The organism is Mesoflavibacter sp. CH_XMU1404-2, assembly GCF_037029465.1.
Taxonomy (GTDB): Bacteria; Bacteroidota; Bacteroidia; order Flavobacteriales; family Flavobacteriaceae; genus Mesoflavibacter.
Map to the genome: position 1 here is coordinate 283,258 of NZ_JAYMEM010000003.1, position 23,116 is coordinate 306,373.

Consider the following 23,116-nt stretch of genomic DNA (forward strand, 5'->3'; position numbering starts at 1 on the left):
CAAAATTTCATGCATGAAATTTTGGGCTTTTTTTTAAAAAAAATCAACTATTAATTGACTAGTATCTTTTTAACTAGACTTTGATTATTATCTGTTTCAATTTTAACTAAATATAAGCCACTAGCAACTTTTAAATCTATGTAGTTGTTATTAGCGACTTGTTGTTTTAGCACCAATCGTCCTTCAGAAGAAAATACTGACACATTGTAATTATTTTCTTTCCCAGAAACATACAATTTATCTGTTGTTGGATTTGGATAAAGCTTAACAGCAGAAGTTTCAAAAGTATCTGTACTTAAGTTTTGATTCCACGTGTCACCAACATTTGTTCCCCAAATGTATTCTACTAAATCTGGCTGATCTATAAATGGGTTACGGTTAAACTGCCAGTTATAAACTATGTTGTTTCTGTTCATTTCAAAATCGTCTGGCGGATCATTTCTATGCCAATCTAGAATAGTTGCTAAATCTCCCATTTGCCCAGTAGTTGAAGGGTAACCGTTAACTATACTTAATCCGTTATATCGTATTTGCATATACAAAACACTACGCGCAACATCTCCTTTAAAACTTCCTAAATTGCCGCTTGGTCCTGCATATTGTCCGTAATGCTGATTTCCTCTTGAGCTATTTTCTTGTCCATCTACAGCTCTTAACGCATGCGCATCACTATTACCATGACGTAAAGAATCTGCTTCTGTTGTCCAAAAAATATCAATTCCGTCACCGGTATCATCAGCTTCAATACTGTTATAACCCGCTAAAGATCTGGGAAATGTATGCTCTCTATTCCATTTACCAATATTACTTGCATTAGTTTGAAAGTCTAATTTAGCACGACCTTGCTCTGTATAAACCATCCAAATTTGATTAGAGTTTTCAGGGTTTTGATCGGCTTCTTTTAAAATATCAATAACATCTGTATAAGTTTGCGCTCTTACAATGGTTGGATCTGCAATAATATCTTGTAAAGCTTGTTTTAAAGCAGCTCCAGACAAACCGTCTAAACTATCATAATATCCTGCTGGCTGTGTGCTTGAAACTAATCCAAAAGTTGGATTTATTGGCGTCCCAAAAGGTGCGACAACAAAATCGTTATCTACAACTCTTATCGTAATATTATTATTAAAAGGAATTAAAGGTGTTGGCAAATTATCATATCTAATTAAAGGCTCTTCATCTCCTTCATCTAAAGCATCGTCAATTAGGGTAATTGTAGTGCTTACTTGATTTTGTCCACTTAATATGGTTAAAGATGTATCTCCTGTATAATCTGAAGTATCAAAACCTTGATTATTCATTATAAAACTAAATGAGTAATCAGAATCCACATTACTTTGTGCTGTAAATGTAATATCGAAAGATGAACCTTCATCAACTTGAGTTTGACTTACGGCAATTTCTAAAGCATTTAAAATTACTCCAGAACCATCATTTAATTGTCTTGGTGTTGGTGTTGTAGATGTATAAGAACCGTCGTTATTACGTTGTATTGAGTTAGTGTTATTTCCTGGACCTTCATTAATTTGTTCTGTAACACCTAATAAAGACATTAAAACCGTATCATCGGCGTCACTTGTGTCATAAACTAAAGCATCTACTAAATTTGTCTGTGTTGCTAAAGTCCCTATTGGGAAATCAAAATCATTACCTTGATAAATTACTACAGCATCGGCACCATTCTGAATTAAATTTTCACCAATAAAAACTTGCGGATAAGGTGTAACCGTATCACTTCCTATTAAAAGTAATCCATTAATATCTGTAACCGCTCCATCTAAATCTAACGCAAAATAACTACTATCTCCGCCAGAAGTAGAGCCATTAAAAAACACTAAAACATATCCATCTAAAGGAAAGTTTGGTGTTGCAGACTTTAGCTCGATAAATTCGCCATAATCAATTCCTGGCGTATCACAATCTAATTCGTTAATAACAACTGCTTGACCATAACTTATAGATGCAAAAAGCAGTGTTAAAATAGTAGTTATCTTTTTCATTTCTGGGAGAATTATTTTGTACAAATATACTATTATAAATACGTTATAATTTTATAAGAACGTTAATTAACTTTTTTGAAGCAGAAATAATGAAAACCCGAAAAAACAGTGTTTTTTAGATGAAATTTCCCTTGTAAAAAATTTCAACCCTTAAAAAAGCCCTACAATTATTACATTTTAAAACATAAATCATATTTGAATATTTCAAATTAAAACTTTAATAAAGACAAAATTTTAAAAACTGAAATGTTTTTGATTTTTTTACTTCACATTTAATAGTCAAATTCATAGATTTTACTGCTTTTGTTTGGAGGCTAATATTGAAAAAATATATCTTAAAAAAATAATCATGAAAATGGTTGAATTTATTAACCCTTAAACCTTAAAAACTATGCTAACAATTGCCAAACTAATAATTGATATTATCACATCAATTATTTACTAAAAACCAAAAAAGTAAAGCTTAGTCTAGAATAAGTTTTACATTTTTTTTAAAACACACAATTTGGCAAGCGTAATTTAAACCAGTAGTTTTGTAAAAAGGTTTATAATGAAAAAGAAATTTTTTAAACTTTTAGCCAAGCTAAATAATTTAATCTTACCTAGTTATACAAAACAAGGCTTAGACCTTAGTAAAGCAAGTAAACTACAATTAGCCATCTTTGGATGGAAGCTTTACGTGACCAAAAATGCTTTAGATTAAATTTTTATAACATTAATTTTGATGTTTATATAAAAAAGGAATATATTTGCACCCACAAAAAAATGGCCTCGTGGCGCAACTGAATAGCGCATCTGATTACGGCTCAGAAGGTTACAGGTTTGAATCCTGTCGAGGTCACAACAATTAAAAACCACGTCAGTTAGACGTGGTTTTTTGTTTTAAATCTAATTTCTTCTTTACCTAAAACTATTCAACAAAAAACAACTTGCTTATTATTAAGCTTATACCTATATTTAATATTAACTAATCAATACTAATAAGGTTATGAAAAAAAATATGGGAGCTTTAGATAAAAGCTTACGTGTACTTATTGCTATAGTTATTGCTTTATTGTTTTACCTAGATGCAATAGAAGGTACTTTAGCTTACGTATTAATGGCTTTTGCTATTATCTTTTTAATTACAAGTTTTATTAGTTTTTGCCCACTGTATACTATTTTAGGCATTAATACTTGTAGACGTAAATCTTAAACAAAAAAAGAGCCTTTAACAAAGGCTCTTTTTTTATACTATTTCTGCGCTTAATCCTGCGTCAAGAAGCATGGAACAACGTGGTTTTAAATCGTCATAATCACCAGTTTTTACTGTGCATTTACCTTTATAATGTACTAAAATTGAACATTGCTCTGCTTGCTCTGGTGTGTGATCACATGCATACATTAATGTATTTATAACGTGATCAAAGGTGTTAACATCATCATTATATAAAACAATTTCGTTATTGTTTTTTTCTAACGTGTCTACTTCAAATTGTTCTTGAATTTTTTCTTTTGTACTCATATATACAATGATTTTGAGTGTATTACACTTCTAAAATATTAATTTTTAAAATGTAATGCAACCCAATTATTACGTTTTAACGTTTTTGTATGCTGTAAATTATGAGTGTTGCACTCTTTTTCGATTAACGGAATGTCATCTTCATAGAAACCACTTAAAAACAAACTTCCGTTAGCATTTAAACATTTTGCATACGTAGCTATGTCTTGTAATAAGATATTGCGATTAATATTGGCTATTATTATATCGTAATGTTTATCTTTTAATAATGAAGCGTCACCTTCGTAAACTGAAATGTGATTACAGTTATTACGCTCTACATTTTCTAAGCTGTTTAAATAACACCAATTATCAATATCTATGGCATCAATAGGTTGTGCGCCTTTCACCTCTGCCAGAATAGCTAAAACAGCTGTACCGCACCCCATATCTAAGACTGATTTATCTTTAAAGTTGTTTTGTAAAATATGCTGAATCATCATGTGTGTTGTTTCATGATGTCCTGTTCCAAAACTCATTTTTGGCTCGATAATAATATCGTATTCTGTATCAAATTTTTCATGAAATGGTGCACGAACAGCACAAACATTGTCTACCACAATTGAATTAAAGTTTTTTTCCCATTCTGCATTCCAGTTGGTTTGCTCTATATCTTCATGTGTGTAGCTAATTTCAAACTCATCTGAGTTTAATATCTGAATATCTTCTAGGATATTTTCATTCCACTCGTCTTTTTGGATATATGCTGTAACACCTTCTTCGGTTTCTACAAAGCTTTCAAATCCTGCGTAGCCAAGCTCTGCAATAAGAATTTCGGTTGCTGGTTGTAATGGTTCTACTTTAAAATAGTAACCTTTATATATGATATTAGACATTGTTTTTTCAATATTTTTGCGGTTTTACCCGCGTTAGCGATAGTAGTGACATCCTTTTTTGAGGTACGAGAAAAAGATATAACGAATAGCGCGACGCTTTGCCTGACTTAAATCAGGCAAAGTGTAACGCCAAAAGTAAAATTTTAAAATGCGTTTACTATTGCGAAAAAATCTTCTGCTTTTAATGCTGCTCCGCCAATTAAGCCGCCATCTACGTCTGGTTTAGAAAAAATTTCTTTAGCGTTGTTTGGTTTTACGCTACCACCATAAAGAATTGACACATCGTTTGCTACATCATTACCATATTTATCTGCTAATGTTTTACGGATAAATGCATGCATGTCTTGCGCTTGCTCTGGACTAGCTGTCTCACCAGTACCAATTGCCCAAACAGGCTCATAAGCTAAAATTATGTTTTTAAATGCTAATGCATCTAAATGAAATAGTGCATTGCTAATTTGACTACCAACTACCGCTTCTTCATTTCCTGCTTTACGGTCTTGTAACTCTTCCCCAAAACAGAAAATAACTTTCATATCATTAGCCAATGCAGCATCTACTTTTTTTGCTAAAGACTCGTCTGTTTCATTAAAATAAGCACGACGCTCGCTGTGCCCTAAAATTACCGTTTGTACACCTATGCTTTTTAGCATTGATGCGCTTACTTCACCTGTATAGGCTCCGTTTTCTGCAAAGTGCATATTTTGTGCAATAACCTCTATATCTGATGTTCTTAAGGCTTGAAAAGCATGCCATAAGTTAGTAAAGGTTGGAGCAACCATAACTTCTGCATTGCTAGTTTTTGTTTGCGTTTTTAAATCTGAAATTAACCCTTCTGTTTGGGCTAAATCGTTATTCATTTTCCAGTTTCCTGCGACGATGTTTTTTCTCATGTCTTTATCTTATTTATTTATGAATAGGTCATCACGTTGCTAGACCTAACTATAGTTTTATTCTAATTTTACTTTTGGATCTAACCAACCGTAGATTATATCTACAAAAATATTAATTATTATGAAGAGTAGCGCTATAATTAGCACCGAACCCATAATTACAGGCAAGTCTAAAGTGTTTAAAGCGTTTACAATTTCTTTACCTAAGCCATTCCATCCAAAAATATACTCTACAAAAACTGCTCCTGCTAACATACTTGCAAACCAGCCTGATATTGCTGTAACTACTGGATTTAATGCATTTTTTATAGCATGATTTTTTATAATTTGAAACTCAGAAAGTCCTTTTGCTTTTGCTGTACGGATGTAATCTTGATTAAAAACTTCTAATAGTGAGTTTCGCATTAATTGAATAACAACTGCTAAAGGTCGTATACCCAAAACTATTGCGGGAAGGATTAGATTTTTCCATTTGATGTGCATTTTTTCTCCAAAATCGTCAAGTTCGTATAAACTTCCTGTCATTTCTAAATTTGTGTATTTGTGTAATACAAAACCAAAAAACCATGCAAATAATATAGCACTAAAAAAGGAAGGTACACTCATCCCTAAAGTACTGATAACTTGTATAAATTTATCTAAATATGTATCTTTTTTTAATGCTGAAATAACACCTAAAAATACTCCTAAAAATAAAGCTATTGTTATCGCTGATATAGCTAAAACAAAAGTATTTGGTAACGTTTCTGCTAAAACTTGACTTACTTTTTTACCTTGTTTGGTAAAGCTTTCTCTTAAATATGGAAGTTTTAAAACTGTGGTTGTATTTGCTACAGAAAACAGTTTGGTTGCAGCGTATTTATTTTGACTTAAAAACGTGTAATCACCTTCTGTTTTTGAATGAAATGAAATTGGTGACAAATCATTTAAATAGTATAAATATTGCGTACTTATAGATTTATCAAATCCATATTTTTTTTTAACAATAGCTAACTGTTCGCTATCTTCATTTTGTCCCAACATCATTTGTGCTGGATCACCTGGCAACACACTAAATAAAAAGAAGATAACAGTGACTACTCCAAATAATGTGAGTAATGCGTAAAAGATTTTATTTAGTAAGTATCGTAACAGCTATTTGTTAATTTGATGTTTGTTGATTTGTTTCAAAAATTTGTAAAAACACTATTCTTCTTTTAGAGTAACTTTTACAAAATTTAATATTTTGTTTTCTCCAGTTTCTTCATCTGTTACTAAAGAATCTTTAACAATATTAACAGACTCTATAGTTTCTGAATCTAAAGCATCTACTTCTTCTTTTGTTGAAGGTGATTCATCTATAAAATATAAAGAATCACTAATTTCTTCTTCTATAACTTCTGGTTCTGGTCGTTCTACTTTTGGTAACTCAATTTCATTGGCATCATTCCAATGTTTCTTTTGGATGATTGTTCCTTTTTCAAGTTTTAAAATCCCTGGATTAGAACGTACGATGGTTTTTAAAGCTGTTTCATCACAGAAATAATAATCAAAATTTAGATTATATTCTTTTTTAAATGTATTTGCTTCTTCTGGTCCTGTTGCTGTGATACCAATAACATCGTAGCCGTTTTCTATAGCTTTATCGGTTAATACTTTTATTGTTTTAAGACCTTCGGTTTCGGCTTTAGCCAAATTATAATTGATAATTAATAATACATGTGGACGACTTAAAATATCCTCGGTGTAATTTTCGCCATCTTTTTCAATAGAGAAATCGTGTATTGGTGGCTCGTAACCTTCTTTTATGATATCTGTTTCTACGCCTACATAAGTTCCTGAAGATTCTGGATAGCTACCATTTGTTACGTATTGCACATCTTCTCCGTTTTCTTTAAAAGTCCAAGTATATTCTATAACTGGTTGTGGTGCATCTTCTGGAATGGTCATTTTTTCAGTAATATTATTACCTACTTTAAATGGTCTAAAATCTATACTTGGCAAGTGCATTAAGACATGATAAGCAAACCCTAAGCATGCAATAAAACTTAATAATGCTATTACGGTTGTAATAAATTTACTAAAGAATGGCTTGATGTATTTTTGACCTGCAAAAATGATAAGGATCATAACTAACAATACAACGTCTTTACCAAAACTTTCCCATGGATCCATCTTCATAGCGTCACCAAAACATCCGCAGTCTTTCACTTTATCAAAGTATGCTGAATAGAATGTTAGGAATGTAAAGAAAACTATCATTAATAACAAACTCCATAATGTAAATTTCTTTTTATAACCAATAATTAAGAACACTCCTAAAAGCACTTCAAAAACTACAACTACTATAGAAATTCCTAGAGCATAAGGCGTAAAAAATGGTAAATCTAAAACGGTTGGACCAAAATATTCTTCTAGTTTAAAAGCAAATCCTATTGGGTCATTAAGCTTTATAAATCCTGAAATAATAAAAAATATTCCGACAAAAATTCTTAAAAATCCTACTATAATTTTCATGTTATTTTTTCCTGAGCAAACAGGTATCTATTTTAATTAATATTATTTATGCATTCTTACCTAAGCAGGAATGATAATTATTTTTCATATAAATGTATCATAGAAAACACAGCGTAATTTATCATGTCTTGATAATTTGCATCAATGCCTTCGCTTACTAATGTTTTCCCTGCGTTATCTTCAATTTGCTTAACGCGTAATAATTTTTGCAAAATTAAATCGGTTAGACTACTTACACGCATATCTCTCCAAGCCTCGCCATAATCATGGTTTTTGTCTTCCATTAATTTTTTAGTGATTGCAACGTGCTTATCGTATAATTCTGTCGCTTCATTTACATCCATATCTGGTTGCTCTACAACACCTTTTTCTATTTGTATTAATGCCATAATACAGTAATTGATAATACCTATAAATTCGCTTTGCTCACCTTCATCTACTTTTCTAACGTCATTTTGTTGTAAACTTCTTATACGTTGCGCTTTGATAAAAATTTGATCGGTTAAAGATGGTAATCTTAAAATACGCCATGCGCTTCCGTAATCAGACATTTTTTTTGTAAAAAGATCTCGACAGGTTTTTATTACCGCATCGTATTGTTTAGAAGTATCTTGCATAAATGGTGTTCTTATCTTGATAATTTCCGTAAATTTCGCATAAAATTATTTAAAGTTCAAGGTTTAGGTATTAAAGTTTTAATAAGTTACTCTAACACCTATAAACTATATAGCAATGACAATAAATTGTAAAGGAAAACTCATCGATTTAAGCATGCCAAAAGTGATGGGGATTTTAAACGTAACACCAGATTCTTTTTATGATGGTGGACGTTATAAAGACGAAAATTCCATCTTAAATCAAGTTGAAACCATGCTTAATCAAGGCGCTACTTTTATAGATATTGGCGCTTACAGCTCTAGACCAAATGCAGATTTTGTTACAGAAGAGGAAGAACTACAACGCATTGTACCTATTGTTGAGTTACTAGTGAAACATTTTCCTAAAATTATTATTTCTGTAGACACCTTTAGAAGTGAAGTTGCAAAACAAACCATTAAAGCTGGCGCGAGTTTGATTAATGATATTTCGGCAGGATTTTTAGATGAAAATATGCTTGAAACGGTTGCAAACCTAAGCGTGCCTTACATTATGATGCATATGCGTGGCACACCACAAACTATGCAAACGCTGACAGATTATGATAACTTGACAAAAGACGTTAATTTTTATTTTTCTGAACGTATTAGTAAAGCGAGAGCGTTAGGCATAGTGGATTTAATTTTGGATCCTGGTTTTGGATTTGCAAAAACAACACAACAAAATTTTGAACTTTTAAACCAATTAAAGCTTTTAAATATTGCCGGTTTACCACTTTTAGTTGGAGTCTCTCGTAAATCTATGATTTACAAAACACTAGACACAACAGCTCAAAACGCACTAAACGGAACAACTGCTTTACACATGATTGCTTTACAAAAAGGCGCAAAAATTTTACGCGTGCATGATGTAAAAGAAGCTAAAGAATGTATAACACTTTATAACCAATTACATGCTTAAAAAAATAGGATTCACAGGATTAATCACGCTCTTTTTATGGTCTTGCAACTCCGAAAAAGTTATCCAATTACCAGAAATACAACACGCTAAAATCACTGAAATTTTAGATGTGTCTCCTGCATATATATTTTATAACGAAACACAACCAGATAGTGTTGAGCTTAATAGAAAAAATTTAATCATCTCTACCAACTGGTTATTTAATGTCGATAAACGCTTGACTTTAGAGCAAGCTATACCAAAAATTAAATTTTTGCAAGACAAAAAACGAAATGCAAAAATGCACAAAAATGAAGCAGCAAAAAACTATTACACTTGTAACGATAGCAGTATTAAAAATTTAGGATTTATTGAGTTTACAGATGTAAATTATGTTGAAGAAATCAATTCTGAAAACAATTATATAATAACAATTAATAGTTTAAATGATATTATAGTTCAACATCAAGACTTAAAACTTTCAGAAGTTAATATTGATAATTTAATTATTCAACTTGAGAATAATTTTAGTAATAGTGAAGAAAATATTGGTTTGACACTTCATTTAAATAAGAAATTAAAATTTCAAGATTACATTACAGTAAAAAACAGACTTCAAAACTTAAATTTTGAAAATGTTGTTATTGATAACAAGGAGTATATTTTTTAATTCAATTTCATTAAATTTACAAAAACCGACTTCACTTTGGAGATATTAGATGATATTTTAAAATTTAGTTTAATAGACGTTATCGACGTTATTTTAGTTGCACTACTACTCTACTATGTTTACAAATTAGTAAAAGGTACTGTGGCTATCAATATTTTTATTGGTATTGTAATTATTTACATTATTTGGAAGGTTACGCAAGCTCTACAAATGCAAATGCTTAGTAATATTTTAGGCGGATTTATTAGCGTAGGAATGTTTGCGTTAATTGTGGTTTTTCAGCAAGAAATCAGAAAGTTTTTATTAATGATAGGTTCTACCAATTTTGCTAGCAGACGCAAGTTTTTTAGTCAGCTTAAGTTTTTAAAAATGGAAGAAAACGCTACAACAGATATTGATGCTATTATTGCCGCTTGTAATAAAATGAGCGCTTCAAAAACTGGAGCATTAATTGTTTTAGAACGCAATAACAACCTAGACTTTTTAGCCAATACTGGTGACGAGATGAATATAAAAGTAACACAACCCATTATAGAAAGTATCTTTTTTAAGAATAGTCCTTTACATGATGGTGCAATTATAATTCAAGATAATATTGTAAAAGCAACACGTGTTATTTTACCTGTTAATAACGAAAAAAATATACCACAACGTTTTGGACTACGTCATCGTGCTGCAGTTGGCGTTACCGAGCGTACAGACGCTGTAGCTATTGCAGTAAGTGAAGAAACAGGACAAATATCTTGTTTTAGAGATGGTGAATTTGTACCATTTTCTGACACTTCAGAATTAGCTGAAATTTTGAAAAAAGATTTGGTTTAAGCCACTTCAGATTGTAAAAACTGAACTTCATAAAGATTTCTGTAGTAACCATTTTCTTTTTTAAGTAACTCTTGATGTGTACCTTGCTCTACAATTTGACCATTATCCATTACAATAATATTATCTGCTTTTTGTATGGTTGCCAAACGGTGAGCAATAACAATAGATGTACGACCTTTAGTAATCTTATCGGTTGCATTTTGAATTAATTGTTCTGAGTACGAATCTACAGAAGATGTTGCTTCATCTAAAATCAAAATACTTGGGTTAGTGACATACGCACGTAAAAACGAAATTAGTTGGCGTTGTCCAGAAGACAGCATAACACCACGTTCTTTTACATTATAATGATATCCGTTTGGAAGACTCATTATAAAGTCGTGTATACCAATATCTTTTGCAGCTTGTATGACTTGTGCTTCTGTAATTTCTGGATGATTTAAAGTAATGTTACTTAAAATAGTATCTGCAAACAAAAACACATCTTGTAACACAACTGCAGTTTGTTGCCTCAAAGAACTTAGTGTGTAGTCTTTAATATTGGTGTTATCTATTTTAATTTCACCTTTATTAATTTCGTAAAAACGATTTAATAAATTAATGACTGTACTTTTTCCTGCGCCAGTCGCACCAACAATAGCAACGGTTTGACCTGCGGTAACTTCAAAAGAAATTCCTTTTAAAACTTCTTCGTCTTCAACATATCTAAAATGAACATCTTTAAAACTAATGCTTCCTTTTAAATCTTTTGCAACGATGGTTCCAGAATTATCAATTTGCGATGTAGTATCTAATATTTTGAATACTCTGTTGGCAGCTACAAGTCCCATTTGAAGTGTACTAAACTTATCTGCTATTTGACGTAAAGGTCTAAATAACATAGGAATCATAGTTATGAACATAAACAAATCTCCTGCTGAAACAGAACCGTCAATGATCACTCTTAATCCACCAAAATAAACCACTGTACCAACAGTTAATGCCGATAAAACTTCTAAAATTGCAAAGAAAATAGAGTTATACCAAACAGTTTTTAACCAAGCGTTTTTGTGTCTTGTATTTATCTCTTGAAAATTTTTATACTCGGTTACTTCTCGGGTAAATAATTGCAGAATTTTCATTCCTGTAACACGTTCTTGCACAAACGAATTTAGATTAGAAACTTCATTTCTAATGTCTTCAAAAGCTTGTTTCATATAACGTTGGAACACTTTGGTAGCATACAATATAATTGGAAGCATTACAAAAACGATTAATGCTAATTTCCAGTTTACATAAAGCATAGCGCTAGACACAACAATCATAATTAACAAGTCTCTTATAATTGAAAACAGTCCATCACCAAATACAGACGAGATGCGTTCCATATCTGTAACTGCTCTAGTAATTAAAACTCCAACTGAAGAATTATTAAAGTATTTCATTCTAAAATTAAGCATGTGATCAAACAGCTTAACCCTAATATCTTTAACCATTTTTAAACCTAACCAAGACGAATAGTAGATAAATAGTAATTGAAAAACCACTGTTGCTAGCAATAAACCAGCCATAATAGTAATTAAGTTCACAAAACCATCATAGTCTTGTTTTACCAAGTGCTCATCTACAATTTCTCTTACTAATAATGGTGTAGCAATACTTAATGCTCCTAAAATTAATACTGAAACTATTAAACCGTAAAAAACTACGCGATAAGGTTTTGTATATTTAAAAAGACGCTTAAATAAGTTAACGTCAAATATGTTTTCTTTTTTCTTAGTCATTTATTTGTATGGAAACTGGATATTCTACAGCAGTCAAGTATAACCCATGTGCCGGAACAGAATAGCCTGCTTCTCCTCTATTTTTAGATTTTATAATTTGGTGCATATCGGTAACTTCAATTTTACCAACACCAATATTTATTAACGTACCAACTATGGCACGTACCATATTACGCAAAAAACGATCTGCTGTTATGGTAAAATGAAGCTCGTCTTCAACAACATTAAATTCGGCTTCTTTGACATCACAATTATACGTTTTTACATCTGTATGCACTTTAGAAAAGCATTGAAAATCTTTATAATTCAATAAAATCTTCGCAGCTTCTTTCATCTTTTCAACATCCAAATGCTGTTTTACAAAGTACGCTTGTTCTGTGTTAAACGCATTTTTTTTAAGTGAAATTCTGTATAAATAACTTCTACTTAATGCATCAAAACGCGCATGTGCATCAGGTTTTACTTTAAAAACATTATGTATAGCAATGTCTTTTGGTAAAAACGAATTCAATTTATAAAGTAATTGAGCTATTTCAACAATTTGTTCTGTTTCAAAATGAGCAAAAATTTGCTTAGCATGTACACCAGCATCGGTACGTCCTGCTCCAACAATAGCAATAGATTCACCCAATAAAGTGCTTAACGCATTTTCTAAAACTTCTTGAACAGAAATAGCATTAGGCTGATTTTGCCAACCGTGATAGGCTTTTCCGTTGTATGATAATTCTATGAAAAATCTCAATTAATCGCTTATTTTTACAAATTGAAATGCAAAGATAAGATAAAGCATTAAGTTAAAAACTTGATGATAGAAGTTTTAAGAATAGTTTAATTAAGGCATGAAAAAAATACTGCTACTTTCTGATACACACAGTTATATTGACGATACCATATTAAAACACGTTAAAAATGCAGATGAAGTCTGGCACGCTGGTGATATTGGAGATTTAAACGTTACCGATCAAATACAAAAACTAAAACCTTTACGTGCTGTTTGGGGAAATATTGATGGTGATAAAGCACGAGTAGAATTCCCAGAACATAACCGTTTTACTGTAGAAGGTGTTGATGTTTGGATTACCCATATTGGTGGTTATCCTGGTAGATATAATATTAGAGTTAGAGAAGTTATTAAAGCTAATCCGCCAAAACTTTTTATATGTGGTCATTCTCACATATTAAAAGTTATGCCAGATAAAAAATTAGGTTTATTACATATCAATCCTGGCGCCATTGGCATACACGGTTTTCATAAAGTACGTACTATGTTACGTTTTACAGTAGATAATGGTAAGATTGATAATTTAGAGGTTATTCAATATGATAGAAAATAAAAAAACCGAAGTTATTCACTTCGGTTTTTTTCGCACTAATACTACTAAGATGATAGGTTTATCGTAATCTATCTACTGATTTTACAAGATCTTCATCCTTTTTAATGGCTCTATTGGCAAGAACCAAAAATACGATAGAAATGACTGGAAGGAAAATCCCAACACCTTTCTCAGAAACTCCATTAGCTTCTCCAGGTGAGTTAAGTATTCGATACACGAAAAATCCTAGTAAAATTAAGTTTAATATCATATTTAGACGTCCCAACATAAACTGAGACTTTCTATTTTTAAAATTGAAAATCGAAATGATTGCTAAAATAGCAGAACCTGCAAATAGTCCTAGAGCAAGCATTTCGTCTTTAGCATACACAACAGTTCCTTCTGCAGTTGTCCACAGATTAAATGCAAATATTAATCCTCCAGAGATAACAGTGACAATTAACAAATATACAGTTTGGATGCGTTGTAGCATGATAATTCTTAAATTTTGGATTACAAAAATATAGTTTCTTTTAGAATTATAGAACTAAAAATTAAAATAAAAGTTGTATAATTGCAGTAACGTTGCGCAACACTCACAATAGCAAAGCGTTAATTCTTCAGAAATATCTTATTTTCTTTAAGAAACAATCAATTTAAAATTATAACATTACATAAGTTAATTCAACATCAATGTTTGAAATCTCACAATTAAAAGCCATGAAGCTTCCTGAATTACAGGAAATTGCTAAAAAATTGAGCGTTCCTAAATTTCGCTCTATGAAAAAATTAGATTTAGTATATCAAATACTAGACAAACAAGCAGCAGACCCAAAAGCTGTATTAGAGGTTAAAAAAGAAGACACAGATAATAAACCAAAACCTCAAAGACAAAAAAGAGCAAGAGTTAGCAAAGCTTCGACTGACAAAAAAGATGATAATCAAGGTAAATTAGATTTAGACTCAAAGAACCCTAAGTCTAATGAGAAAAAAGAGCAGCCAAAAAAACAAGCTCAGCAAAATCATCAAAAAAATAAACAGTCAAATAATAACGACAACAAAAAAGACGATAAGCAAAAGGACAATAATTCTAACAAGTCTAATAACAACCATAATAATCGTCAAAAAAATAATAACAACAAGAATAATAACAACAATCAAAAAGGAAACAACGGAAACAAAGATAACCGTAACCGTTATAGAGAACCTGATTTTGAATTTGATGCTATTATTGAAAGTGAAGGTGTTTTAGACATCATGCAAGATGGGTACGGGTTTTTAAGAAGTTCTGACTACAACTACCTTTCTTCTCCAGATGATATATATGTATCACAATCTCAAATTAGATTATTTGGATTAAAAAAAGGAGACACTGTTTTAGGAAATGTACGTCCACCAAAAGAAGGCGAAAAGTATTTTCCTTTAATTAAGATTAATAAAATAAACGGTCAAAGACCAGAAGTTGTTAGAGACCGTGTTGCTTTTGAACATTTAACACCTCTTTTCCCTAGAGAAAAATTTAATATTGCTGAAAAACAAAGCACTATTTCTACAAGAATAATGGATTTGTTTTCTCCTATAGGAAAAGGACAACGTGGTATGATTGTATCGCAACCAAAAACAGGTAAAACCATGTTATTAAAGGATGTTGCAAATGCAATTGCAGCTAATCATCCTGAGGTGTATCAAATGATTTTACTTATTGACGAACGTCCTGAAGAAGTAACAGACATGCAGCGTAATGTGCGTGGTGAAGTTATTGCTTCTACTTTTGACAAAGAAGCACATGAGCACGTAAGAATTGCTGATATTGTTTTAGAAAAAGCAAAAAGATTAGTAGAATGTGGACATGATGTTGTCATTCTTTTGGATTCTATTACACGTTTAGCAAGAGCATACAACACCGTACAACCAGCTTCTGGAAAAATACTTTCTGGTGGTGTAGATGCTAATGCATTACACAAGCCTAAGCGTTTCTTTGGTGCTGCAAGAAATATAGAAAATGGTGGATCTTTAACTATTATAGCAACAGCTTTAACAGATACTGGATCTAAAATGGACGAAGTTATCTTTGAAGAATTTAAAGGAACTGGAAATATGGAGTTACAATTAGATAGAAAAATTGCTAACCGACGTATATTCCCTGCTATCGATTTAACATCATCAAGCACACGTCGTGACGACTTACTTTTAGACGACAATACAGTACAACGTATGTGGGTAATGAGAAAGTATCTTGCAGACATGAATCCTGTTGAAGCAATGGAGTTTATTAATGAAAGATTTAAACAAACCAAAAACAACGAAGAGTTTTTAATCTCAATGAACGGTTAAAATCATCTCTAAGTAGATAAAGCAAAAAAAGCCTTGAAATTGTTCAAGGCTTTTTTTATTGTATTAATTTAAGAAACTTAATAATAGTCATAAAAAAAACGCTTCATAAAAATGAAGCGTTAAATAATATTATATAACTAATAATGTTTTATAATGCAGATACGTGCTTAGCTAATTTAGATTTGATATTAGCAGCTTTGTTAGCGTGAATAATATTTTTCTTAGCTAACTTATCTAACATAGATACAACAGAAGGTAATAATTCTTCAGCTTCTTTTTTATTATCTAAATCACGTAATTTCTTAACAGCATTACGAGTTGTTTTATGCTGATATCTATTTCTTAAGCGTTTAGCTTCGTTACTTCTTATTCTTTTTAATGCTGACTTATGATTTGCCATTAGTTCTTTTTTTATTAAAAAATTGTAGCCCGTAGGGGAATCGAACCCCTCTTACCAGGATGAAAACCTGGCGTCCTAGCCGATAGACGAACGGGCCATTTGTTATTTTGAGAGCGCAAATATAAATTAATTTTTAATACTTGCAAAACTTTTTTTATTTCAAAACAACTAACAATGTTTCCATTGCGGATGCAAAAATACAACTATTTTTGACTATTGCAACAACTAATTAAAAAAAATTAAAAAATATTTTATTAGTAAGCTTTTGCAAACAATACTCTGCGGTTTGAAGGCATACCTGTAAGCACACATTTACCTTCTTCTTCCTTAGCATCTAACGGAATACATCTTATTGTTGCTTTAGTAAGTTCTTTTATTTTTTCTTCTGTTTCTGGAGTGCCATCCCAATGCGCTGAAATAAAACCTCCTTTTTCTTTAAGGATAGATTTAAATTCTTCAAAAGTATTTACCTCAGTTATATGACTGTTTCTGTAATCTAATGCCTTGTTAAATAAAGTGTCTTGTATTTCAACCATTAGACCTTCTACCTTTTCTATTAATTCTGTTAGATTTACAACTTCTTTAGTCAAAGTATCTCTTCTTGCTAATTCTACGGTACCATTTTCTAAATCTCTAGCTCCAATTGCTATTCTTAACGGGACTCCTTGTAGTTCATGCTGCGCAAATTTTGCTCCTGGTCTTAACGTATCACGATTATCAAACTTAACTGTAATATTTTTACTTCTTAAGTCTTTCATAATATCATTTACAACCTTTGTTATAGCTTCTAACTGTTCTTCATTCTTATATATAGGAACAATCACCACTTGATTTGGCGCTAAATTAGGAGGTAACACTAACCCTTTATCATCACTATGCGTCATAATTAATGCGCCCATCAAACGTGTTGAAACTCCCCAAGAAGTTGCCCAAACATAATCTTGTTTACCTTCTTTAGATGTAAACTTTACATCAAATGCTTTTGCGAAATTTTGACCTAAAAAGTGAGATGTTCCGGCTTGTAAGGCTTTACCATCTTGCATTAAAGCTTCAATACAGTAAGTTTCAACAGCACCAGCAAAACGCTCGCTTTCTGTTTTTAAACCTTGTACAACAGGTATTGCCATAAAGTTTTCTGCAAAGTTTGCATAAACATTATTCATTTGTTCTGCTTCTGCAATAGCTTCTTTTTTAGTTTCGTGAGCAGTATGACCTTCTTGCCATAAAAATTCGGCTGTACGTAAAAATAAACGTGTACGCATTTCCCATCTTACAACATTTGCCCATTGATTTACTAATATTGGAAGATCTCTGTAAGACTGAATCCATCCTTTGTAAGTATTCCATATAATTGCTTCACTTGTAGGTCTTACTACTAGCTCTTCTTCTAATTTTGCTTCTGGATCTACTCTTAATTTTCCTGGATTATCAGGATCATTTTGTAACCTGTAATGAGTAACAACTGCACATTCTTTAGCGAAACCTTCAGCATTTTTTTCTTCAGCTTCAAATAATTTTTTAGGGACAAAAATTGGAAAATATGCATTTTCGTGACCTGTTTCTTTAAACATTCTGTCTAATTCTGCTTGCATTTTTTCCCAAATTGCATAGCCGTAAGGTTTAATAACCATACAACCTCTAACTGCCGAATTCTCAGCTAAGTTAGCTTCTACAACCAATTCATTATACCATTTGGAATAATCTTCGGCTCTACTTGTCAATTTTTTACTCATATCGGTATTTTGGCACAAATATTGTGACTATGTTAAATAATAGAATAGTTCAGCAAAACTAACTATTTTTGTATAGTTCAACAATTAAAAATAAAAGCGTTATGAAATTATTTACTTTTTTATCTAACAAATTCAATGCTTTTACAGCTTTGATAGCTGCAATTGCATTAACCTCATGTGGATCATATCAATATGTTGGACAAACTAATGACGGTATTTACGACACATCTGACACCTATGAACAGCAAACTGTAATCATAGAAGATGAAAGTAATAATAATGACTATTATACTAATTATTTTAAAGAAAAAGCTTTAGAAGCTGAAGCTTATGATAATAATACTGATGACGTTTTTACAGATATTGATTCTTATGAAGGTACATATACAGACTCAACCCAAGTTGTTCAAAGAGCTGGTTGGGGAGACACTAATGACAATGTTGTCATAAATATTTATGACAATGGTTGGAACAACTATTATGGATGGAATACATGGAACACTTGGGGCTGGAACTCGTGGAGATGGAACAGACCTTGGGGTTGGAATTCTTGGGGTTGGAGCGCTGGTTTTTATGATCCTTTTTGGTATGGCGGATATTATGGATATGGTTATAACCCTTATTTCTACGGATATGGTTACTCTCCATATCATAATGGTTATGCTTACAATGGTATCTACACTAGACGTGGAATTTCATATAACGCAGGAAGAAGAGGTACTTTATTAAGAAATTCTTCTTTATTAAGTGGAAGAAGCAATGCTACCAGAACTACTAGAACCAATACTACTGTAAGACCGAGAACTACTACAAGAACAAGAAGTAACTCTACTACTAGACCTAGAGTAAATACAACAACAAGACCTAGAACAAGAACAAATACAACAAGACCTCGTTCAAACTCTACAACTAGACCTAGAACTAATACAACAAGACCTTCAAGATCTTATTCTACACCAAGATCAAGTTCTTCATCTAGCAGATCTTTTGGCGGGTCAAGAAGTAGCGGTTCTTCAAGATCTTCTTCAGGTAGAAGAGGCGGATGATAAAACATTTTAATAAATAAGGCTAAAATTGTTTAGCCTTATTTGTTTCACAATAAATTACTCATAAAAAAATAAAATTTGAAATGAAAAAAATAGTTATGCTAGCCATAAGTAGCTTTGTTATGTCCTTTAGTTTTGGACAAACTGTTACTGATGCCCTAAGATATTCTAATGATAATCTAAAAGGAACCGCAAGGTTTAGAGCTTTAGGAGGTGCTTTTGGGGCTTTAGGAGGTGATTTAAGCGCCGTAAACATCAACCCTGCAGGTTCCGCTGTTTTCACCAGTAGTCATGCGACTTTCACTTTAGAAAACGAAAATATTGATAATGAAACAAATTATTTCAATGGAAGAAATACTTCTTCTGAATCAAATATTGATTTAACACAAGGTGGAGCTGTATTTGTTTTTAAAAACAATCAACAAGATTCACCATGGAAGAAATTTTCAGTTGGAATAAATTTTGAAAATTCAAAGCATTATGATGATAATTGGAGAGCTTCTGGCGTAAGTCAAAACTCAGTAGATCAATATTTTTTGGTTAATGCTCAAGGGTTACCTTTAGGTGAAATTTCTGCCTTACCAGGTGAAACTACTACCCAAGCTTATTCTGAAATTGGCAGCTATTACGGATACCAAAACCAACAAGCTTTTTTAGGTTATGACTCTTATATTTTAGAACCTGACGCTTATGATGATAATAACACAACGTATACATCTAATATAGCAGCAGGAAGTTTTAACCAAGCTTATAATTATTCTGCAACAGGATATAATGGAAAAGTGAGTTTTAATGCTGCTGCACAATATACTGATGACTTATATATTGGCTTAAATTTAAATTCTCATTTCTTAAATTACGAAAGATTTACAAGTTATTACGAAACAAATAACAATACAGACACTTTAATTGACGAAGTCTTGTTTGATAACACTCTAACTTCAAACGGAACTGGTTTTTCTTTTCAACTAGGGACTATTTACAAAGTTACACCAGAATTAAGAATTGGATTTACTTACGATTCACCTACATGGATGACTGTTGAAGAAGAAACTACACAATATATAGAAACCCATGTACTTGACGATGTAAATGGGGATTTCTACCAAATTGTAGACCCTAATATTATTAATGTATTTGCAGGTTACAAACTACAAACACCTGCTAGATTTACTTCTAGTATAGCGTATGTATTTGGACAAAAAGGATTAATTAGTTTTGATTACTCTACTAAAGACTTTAGCAATACAAAATTTAAACCTACATCTGATGCTTACTACAGTGCGCAAAACAATATTATGTCTGATTTACTAACTAGAGCAAACACTTATAGAATTGGTGGTGAATACAAAATAAAACAGTTTAGCTTAAGAGGCGGATACCGTTTTGAAGAAAGCCCTTATAAAAATGGAGAAACTATTGGAGATTTAACTGGTTATTCTTTTGGATTAGGTTACGACTTTGGAAACACTGTATTAGATTTAGCTTATAGCAATTCGAAACAAGAAAGAAACGATCAGTTTTTTGATGTTGGATTTACTAATGCTGCTAATATTGATAGAACAAATTCTAACGTAACACTTTCTTTAAGTTTTAAGTTATAATAAATAAAAGCCTAAAATTTTAAAAAGACCTGAGTATTAATTTACTCAGGTTTTTTTATTTATACATAATAATAAAACAATATCACTCTTAAAAATCACTTCAAAGAACATTGCTGTGCATTACGTTTAAAATCAAAATGCTACTATTAAAAGTGATGAGGTTACTGAATTTAGAGTGAACCTTAAAATCATTTTAAAACATATTGAAAACATGCTTAAAGAAATGTTGCCAGGTAAAGTTAATACCGTAGTAGCTATTAACGGTTAATTAATTTCATTAAAAACACACTCTATAAAAAAAGCCTGAACATAATGTTCAGGCTTTTTTATTTCTATTTGTTATTGTTTTATTTAGCTAGGATTACTTCCTATCGCTTCAGGGTAAAGTGTGCTCTAAATTGCTTCTTCACATCACTTGTATCACCTGGTTCTCTATACTCTACTGTAAACCAATAGTCACTTGTTGGTAATGGGTTACCGTTGTAGTTTCCATCCCATCCTGGTCCTGTTGGGTTTAATTGCTTTAATAGCTTTCCGTATCTATCAAAGATGTATATCACTGCATCTGGCTGATCACTGATTCCATAGATCTGCCAAGTTTCGTTATACGTATCTCCGTTTGGTGTGAAGAAGTGTGGATAATCCATCACCATTACTGTTGTGCTTGATTCTCCACATCCGTTGATATCTCTTACCGTTATAGTATGCTCGCCGCCACTTACGTCATTAAAGATGTAAGTGTTATCGTTTGACTCGTTGCTATACCACACTCCGCCATCTAATTGGAACTCGTAAGTTGAGATTCCTGTTCCGGTTGCTGTGACTTGTATACTATGTACTTCTGCAAATGCTGGTGTTATCACATCTGCTACAATACTTGGTGGCGCACTTTCTTCTACTAACGTAGTATCTGTACTTGTACAACCTGTTAGATTGTCTTCTATAGTTACTGTATAAGTACCTCCTTGTGTTGGCATGATACTGCTTCCTGTTCCTACTACGGCTCCTCCTAGTGTCCACTCAAAGGTATAGTCTGATGCGCTTAATCCTGTGTCTATAACTAATGGATTAAGCACTTCTGTTCCATTAGTATCTACACATAATAAGTAGCTTGTATCTAAATCTACTACTGGTAATGGGTTTACTTGTAATGTGATTGTTGCTATATCGTAACACACTGAGCTGTCTGCTAAGTTATCTACATTACCATCTCCATCTAAATCTACTGCATCTGCTATTCCATCTCCATCGATATCTATTTCTTCTATTAGCCCGTCACCATTTGTATCTGTTGCATCTGAAACGCCATCTCCATCTACATCTATTAAATCATACACGCCATCTCCATCTGTATCTATTGTATCAACTGTTCCTTCTCCGTTAAAATCAATAGGTGATGTTAATGCTGCTAAGTCTAATGCTAATGGTGTTACTTCCATCGTATTATTATCTACTCGTACATAAATAACTTGTGGATTTGAGGTGTTCTCGTATAATAATGGTAAGGCATTTGTTGCTGCTTCTGCATCTGCTAAAGTTTCATAGTAGCTTGTAATATAGTTTGCTTGATCTTGGAACATAAGTACTGCTGCATCTTGACTTGATAAATCAAATTGTACTTGATCGTCTGTTGGGTCTGCATCAAATTCTATATTATCATCACACTCATAATACGTTGGCATTGCCTGATTAGCTTGCGCTGCTTCGTTAACTTCTATATTAAACATTGTTGTAACATCACATCCTGTTATTGTATTTGTAATGTTGACATATATAACTTGCGGGTTACTTGTGTTATTATAAAGACTTACTAAAGCATTGATTCCTGAGTCTGCATCTGCTTGGGTATCGTGATATGTTACTGTAAAGTCTGTTGCATTTTGACCATTTAATATCTCATCGGTTTTACTTTCTAAATCAAAACCTGCTACTTCATCTGTATTTAACTCACAGATAATGTAATCTTCAATTGGACTTACTACTGGTAATGGATTTACTGTAATATCAAAATCTACTAAAGTAAAACATCCTGTTCCATTTAAGCCTGTTTCATCTTCTCCATTTGTTATTCTTACATATATAGTTTGAGGATTAATGGCTGATCCTGGGTTGTCTGGATCTTCATTA

Annotated in this window: 22 protein-coding genes and 2 tRNA genes; 10 read left to right on the forward strand and 14 right to left on the reverse strand. The window is 31.9% G+C overall.

Going from position 1 to position 23,116, the window contains the following annotated elements:
- Positions 1-50: 50 nt before the first annotated feature.
- Entirely contained in the window at positions 51-2,000 is a 1,950-nt protein-coding gene (locus WA327_RS02880) for an endonuclease (protein WP_336066250.1), read from the reverse strand.
- Positions 2,001-2,550: 550 nt separating this feature from the next.
- Between WA327_RS02880 and WA327_RS02885 the strand changes: the two genes are divergently transcribed.
- The 3 genes from WA327_RS02885 (at position 2,551) to WA327_RS02895 (ending at position 3,195) form a co-directional block, all read left to right on the forward strand.
- Entirely contained in the window at positions 2,551-2,703 is a 153-nt protein-coding gene (locus WA327_RS02885; RefSeq protein WP_336066253.1) for an SsrA-binding protein, read from the forward strand.
- A gap of 64 nt (positions 2,704-2,767) precedes the next feature.
- A tRNA-Arg gene (locus WA327_RS02890) sits at positions 2,768-2,841 on the forward strand.
- 147 nt (positions 2,842-2,988) lie between these two features.
- On the forward strand, positions 2,989-3,195 hold the full coding sequence (locus WA327_RS02895; protein WP_336066255.1) for a DUF2892 domain-containing protein: 207 nt from the start codon (positions 2,989-2,991) through the stop codon (positions 3,193-3,195).
- Between the two features lie 33 nt (positions 3,196-3,228).
- Here WA327_RS02895 and WA327_RS02900 read toward each other — a convergent pair whose 3' ends face one another.
- From WA327_RS02900 to WA327_RS02925, 6 genes are all read right to left on the reverse strand, one after another.
- Positions 3,229-3,504, reverse strand: a complete 276-nt coding sequence (locus tag WA327_RS02900; protein ID WP_336066258.1) for an ATP-dependent Clp protease adaptor ClpS — start codon at positions 3,502-3,504, stop codon at positions 3,229-3,231.
- Between the two features lie 38 nt (positions 3,505-3,542).
- Positions 3,543-4,379: a 50S ribosomal protein L11 methyltransferase gene (gene prmA, locus WA327_RS02905; RefSeq protein WP_336066261.1), complete on the reverse strand. Its 837-nt coding sequence runs from the start codon at positions 4,377-4,379 to the stop codon at positions 3,543-3,545.
- A 143-nt stretch (positions 4,380-4,522) separates the two neighbouring features.
- Entirely contained in the window at positions 4,523-5,272 is a 750-nt protein-coding gene (gene tpiA, locus WA327_RS02910) for a triose-phosphate isomerase (protein WP_336066264.1), read from the reverse strand.
- A gap of 57 nt (positions 5,273-5,329) precedes the next feature.
- Positions 5,330-6,406 (reverse strand): ABC transporter permease, encoded by a 1,077-nt coding sequence (locus WA327_RS02915; RefSeq protein WP_336066319.1) that lies wholly within the window; start codon positions 6,404-6,406, stop codon positions 5,330-5,332.
- A 51-nt stretch (positions 6,407-6,457) separates the two neighbouring features.
- The gene (locus WA327_RS02920) at positions 6,458-7,768 is read right to left on the reverse strand and encodes a BT_3928 family protein (protein WP_336066267.1); all 1,311 of its coding nucleotides are present in this window, start codon (positions 7,766-7,768) and stop codon (positions 6,458-6,460) included.
- A gap of 77 nt (positions 7,769-7,845) precedes the next feature.
- Positions 7,846-8,385 (reverse strand): DUF1599 domain-containing protein, encoded by a 540-nt coding sequence (locus WA327_RS02925; RefSeq protein WP_336066269.1) that lies wholly within the window; start codon positions 8,383-8,385, stop codon positions 7,846-7,848.
- A 115-nt stretch (positions 8,386-8,500) separates the two neighbouring features.
- On the opposite strand from WA327_RS02925, the gene folP reads away from it, so the two are divergent.
- From folP to cdaA, 3 genes are read left to right on the forward strand one after another with little or no spacing between them, the layout of a single operon-like run.
- A complete protein-coding gene (gene folP, locus WA327_RS02930) occupies positions 8,501-9,325 on the forward strand; it encodes a dihydropteroate synthase (protein WP_336066272.1) in 825 nt (274 codons plus the stop codon).
- A complete protein-coding gene (locus WA327_RS02935; protein ID WP_336066274.1) occupies positions 9,318-9,974 on the forward strand; it encodes a hypothetical protein in 657 nt (218 codons plus the stop codon). Before folP ends, WA327_RS02935 begins: the two co-directional genes overlap by 8 nt.
- A 36-nt stretch (positions 9,975-10,010) precedes the next feature.
- Positions 10,011-10,796 (forward strand): diadenylate cyclase CdaA, encoded by a 786-nt coding sequence (gene cdaA, locus WA327_RS02940; protein ID WP_304142129.1) that lies wholly within the window; start codon positions 10,011-10,013, stop codon positions 10,794-10,796.
- Here the strand turns inward: cdaA and WA327_RS02945 are convergent.
- A complete protein-coding gene (locus WA327_RS02945) occupies positions 10,793-12,559 on the reverse strand; it encodes an ABC transporter ATP-binding protein (RefSeq protein WP_336066277.1) in 1,767 nt (588 codons plus the stop codon). The two genes, cdaA and WA327_RS02945, sit on opposite strands and share 4 nt — an antisense overlap.
- Positions 12,552-13,301 carry a tRNA pseudouridine(38-40) synthase TruA gene (truA, locus tag WA327_RS02950; protein WP_336066280.1) on the reverse strand — a complete coding sequence of 250 codons (750 nt, stop codon included), beginning with the start codon at positions 13,299-13,301 and terminating at the stop codon, positions 12,552-12,554. Before truA ends, WA327_RS02945 begins: the two co-directional genes overlap by 8 nt.
- 97 nt (positions 13,302-13,398) lie before the next feature.
- On the opposite strand from truA, the gene WA327_RS02955 reads away from it, so the two are divergent.
- Positions 13,399-13,893 carry a metallophosphoesterase family protein gene (locus WA327_RS02955; protein WP_336066283.1) on the forward strand — a complete coding sequence of 165 codons (495 nt, stop codon included), beginning with the start codon at positions 13,399-13,401 and terminating at the stop codon, positions 13,891-13,893.
- Between the two features lie 58 nt (positions 13,894-13,951).
- On the opposite strand, the gene WA327_RS02960 is transcribed toward WA327_RS02955, so the two are convergent.
- Positions 13,952-14,365: a DUF4293 domain-containing protein gene (locus WA327_RS02960; RefSeq protein ID WP_336066285.1), complete on the reverse strand. Its 414-nt coding sequence runs from the start codon at positions 14,363-14,365 to the stop codon at positions 13,952-13,954.
- 200 nt (positions 14,366-14,565) lie between these two features.
- Between WA327_RS02960 and rho the strand changes: the two genes are divergently transcribed.
- Complete coding sequence (gene rho, locus WA327_RS02965; protein WP_336066288.1) at positions 14,566-16,206, forward strand: transcription termination factor Rho; 1,641 nt, start codon at positions 14,566-14,568, stop codon at positions 16,204-16,206.
- A gap of 148 nt (positions 16,207-16,354) precedes the next feature.
- On the opposite strand, the gene rpsT is transcribed toward rho, so the two are convergent.
- From rpsT to proS, 3 genes are all read right to left on the reverse strand, one after another.
- Positions 16,355-16,606, reverse strand: coding sequence for a 30S ribosomal protein S20 (gene rpsT / locus WA327_RS02970; protein WP_336066291.1), 252 nt, complete (start codon positions 16,604-16,606; stop codon positions 16,355-16,357).
- 25 nt (positions 16,607-16,631) lie between these two features.
- A tRNA-Glu gene (locus WA327_RS02975) sits at positions 16,632-16,703 on the reverse strand.
- 157 nt (positions 16,704-16,860) lie between these two features.
- A complete protein-coding gene (gene proS / locus WA327_RS02980; RefSeq protein WP_336066293.1) occupies positions 16,861-18,339 on the reverse strand; it encodes a proline--tRNA ligase in 1,479 nt (492 codons plus the stop codon).
- Between the two features lie 101 nt (positions 18,340-18,440).
- Between proS and WA327_RS02985 the strand changes: the two genes are divergently transcribed.
- Both WA327_RS02985 and WA327_RS02990 read left to right on the forward strand, forming a co-directional pair.
- Positions 18,441-19,385, forward strand: a complete 945-nt coding sequence (locus tag WA327_RS02985) for a hypothetical protein (protein WP_336066296.1) — start codon at positions 18,441-18,443, stop codon at positions 19,383-19,385.
- An 83-nt stretch (positions 19,386-19,468) separates the two neighbouring features.
- Entirely contained in the window at positions 19,469-20,989 is a 1,521-nt protein-coding gene (locus tag WA327_RS02990; protein ID WP_336066299.1) for an outer membrane protein transport protein, read from the forward strand.
- Positions 20,990-21,357: 368 nt separating this feature from the next.
- Here the strand turns inward: WA327_RS02990 and WA327_RS02995 are convergent.
- The coding region (locus tag WA327_RS02995; RefSeq protein WP_336066302.1) for a T9SS type B sorting domain-containing protein at positions 21,358-23,116 on the reverse strand (1,759 nt) is incomplete at its 5' end.

Bases quoted from the DNA above. Each gene is read 5' to 3' on its own strand.
- WA327_RS02880 (WP_336066250.1), bottom strand. From the start codon at position 2,000: ATGAAAAAGATAACTACTATTTTAACACTGCTTTTTGCATCTATAAGT.
- WA327_RS02885 (WP_336066253.1), top strand. From the start codon at position 2,551: ATGAAAAAGAAATTTTTTAAACTTTTAGCCAAGCTAAATAATTTAATC.
- WA327_RS02895 (WP_336066255.1), top strand. From the start codon at position 2,989: ATGAAAAAAAATATGGGAGCTTTAGATAAAAGCTTACGTGTACTTATT.
- WA327_RS02900 (WP_336066258.1), bottom strand. From the start codon at position 3,504: ATGAGTACAAAAGAAAAAATTCAAGAACAATTTGAAGTAGACACGTTA.
- prmA (WP_336066261.1), bottom strand. From the start codon at position 4,379: ATGTCTAATATCATATATAAAGGTTACTATTTTAAAGTAGAACCATTA.
- tpiA (WP_336066264.1), bottom strand. From the start codon at position 5,272: ATGAGAAAAAACATCGTCGCAGGAAACTGGAAAATGAATAACGATTTA.
- WA327_RS02920 (WP_336066267.1), bottom strand. From the start codon at position 7,768: ATGAAAATTATAGTAGGATTTTTAAGAATTTTTGTCGGAATATTTTTT.
- WA327_RS02925 (WP_336066269.1), bottom strand. From the start codon at position 8,385: ATGCAAGATACTTCTAAACAATACGATGCGGTAATAAAAACCTGTCGA.
- folP (WP_336066272.1), top strand. From the start codon at position 8,501: ATGACAATAAATTGTAAAGGAAAACTCATCGATTTAAGCATGCCAAAA.
- WA327_RS02935 (WP_336066274.1), top strand. From the start codon at position 9,318: ATGCTTAAAAAAATAGGATTCACAGGATTAATCACGCTCTTTTTATGG.
- WA327_RS02945 (WP_336066277.1), bottom strand. From the start codon at position 12,559: ATGACTAAGAAAAAAGAAAACATATTTGACGTTAACTTATTTAAGCGT.
- WA327_RS02955 (WP_336066283.1), top strand. From the start codon at position 13,399: ATGAAAAAAATACTGCTACTTTCTGATACACACAGTTATATTGACGAT.
- WA327_RS02960 (WP_336066285.1), bottom strand. From the start codon at position 14,365: ATGCTACAACGCATCCAAACTGTATATTTGTTAATTGTCACTGTTATC.
- rho (WP_336066288.1), top strand. From the start codon at position 14,566: ATGTTTGAAATCTCACAATTAAAAGCCATGAAGCTTCCTGAATTACAG.
- rpsT (WP_336066291.1), bottom strand. From the start codon at position 16,606: ATGGCAAATCATAAGTCAGCATTAAAAAGAATAAGAAGTAACGAAGCT.
- proS (WP_336066293.1), bottom strand. From the start codon at position 18,339: ATGAGTAAAAAATTGACAAGTAGAGCCGAAGATTATTCCAAATGGTAT.
- WA327_RS02985 (WP_336066296.1), top strand. From the start codon at position 18,441: ATGAAATTATTTACTTTTTTATCTAACAAATTCAATGCTTTTACAGCT.
- WA327_RS02990 (WP_336066299.1), top strand. From the start codon at position 19,469: ATGAAAAAAATAGTTATGCTAGCCATAAGTAGCTTTGTTATGTCCTTT.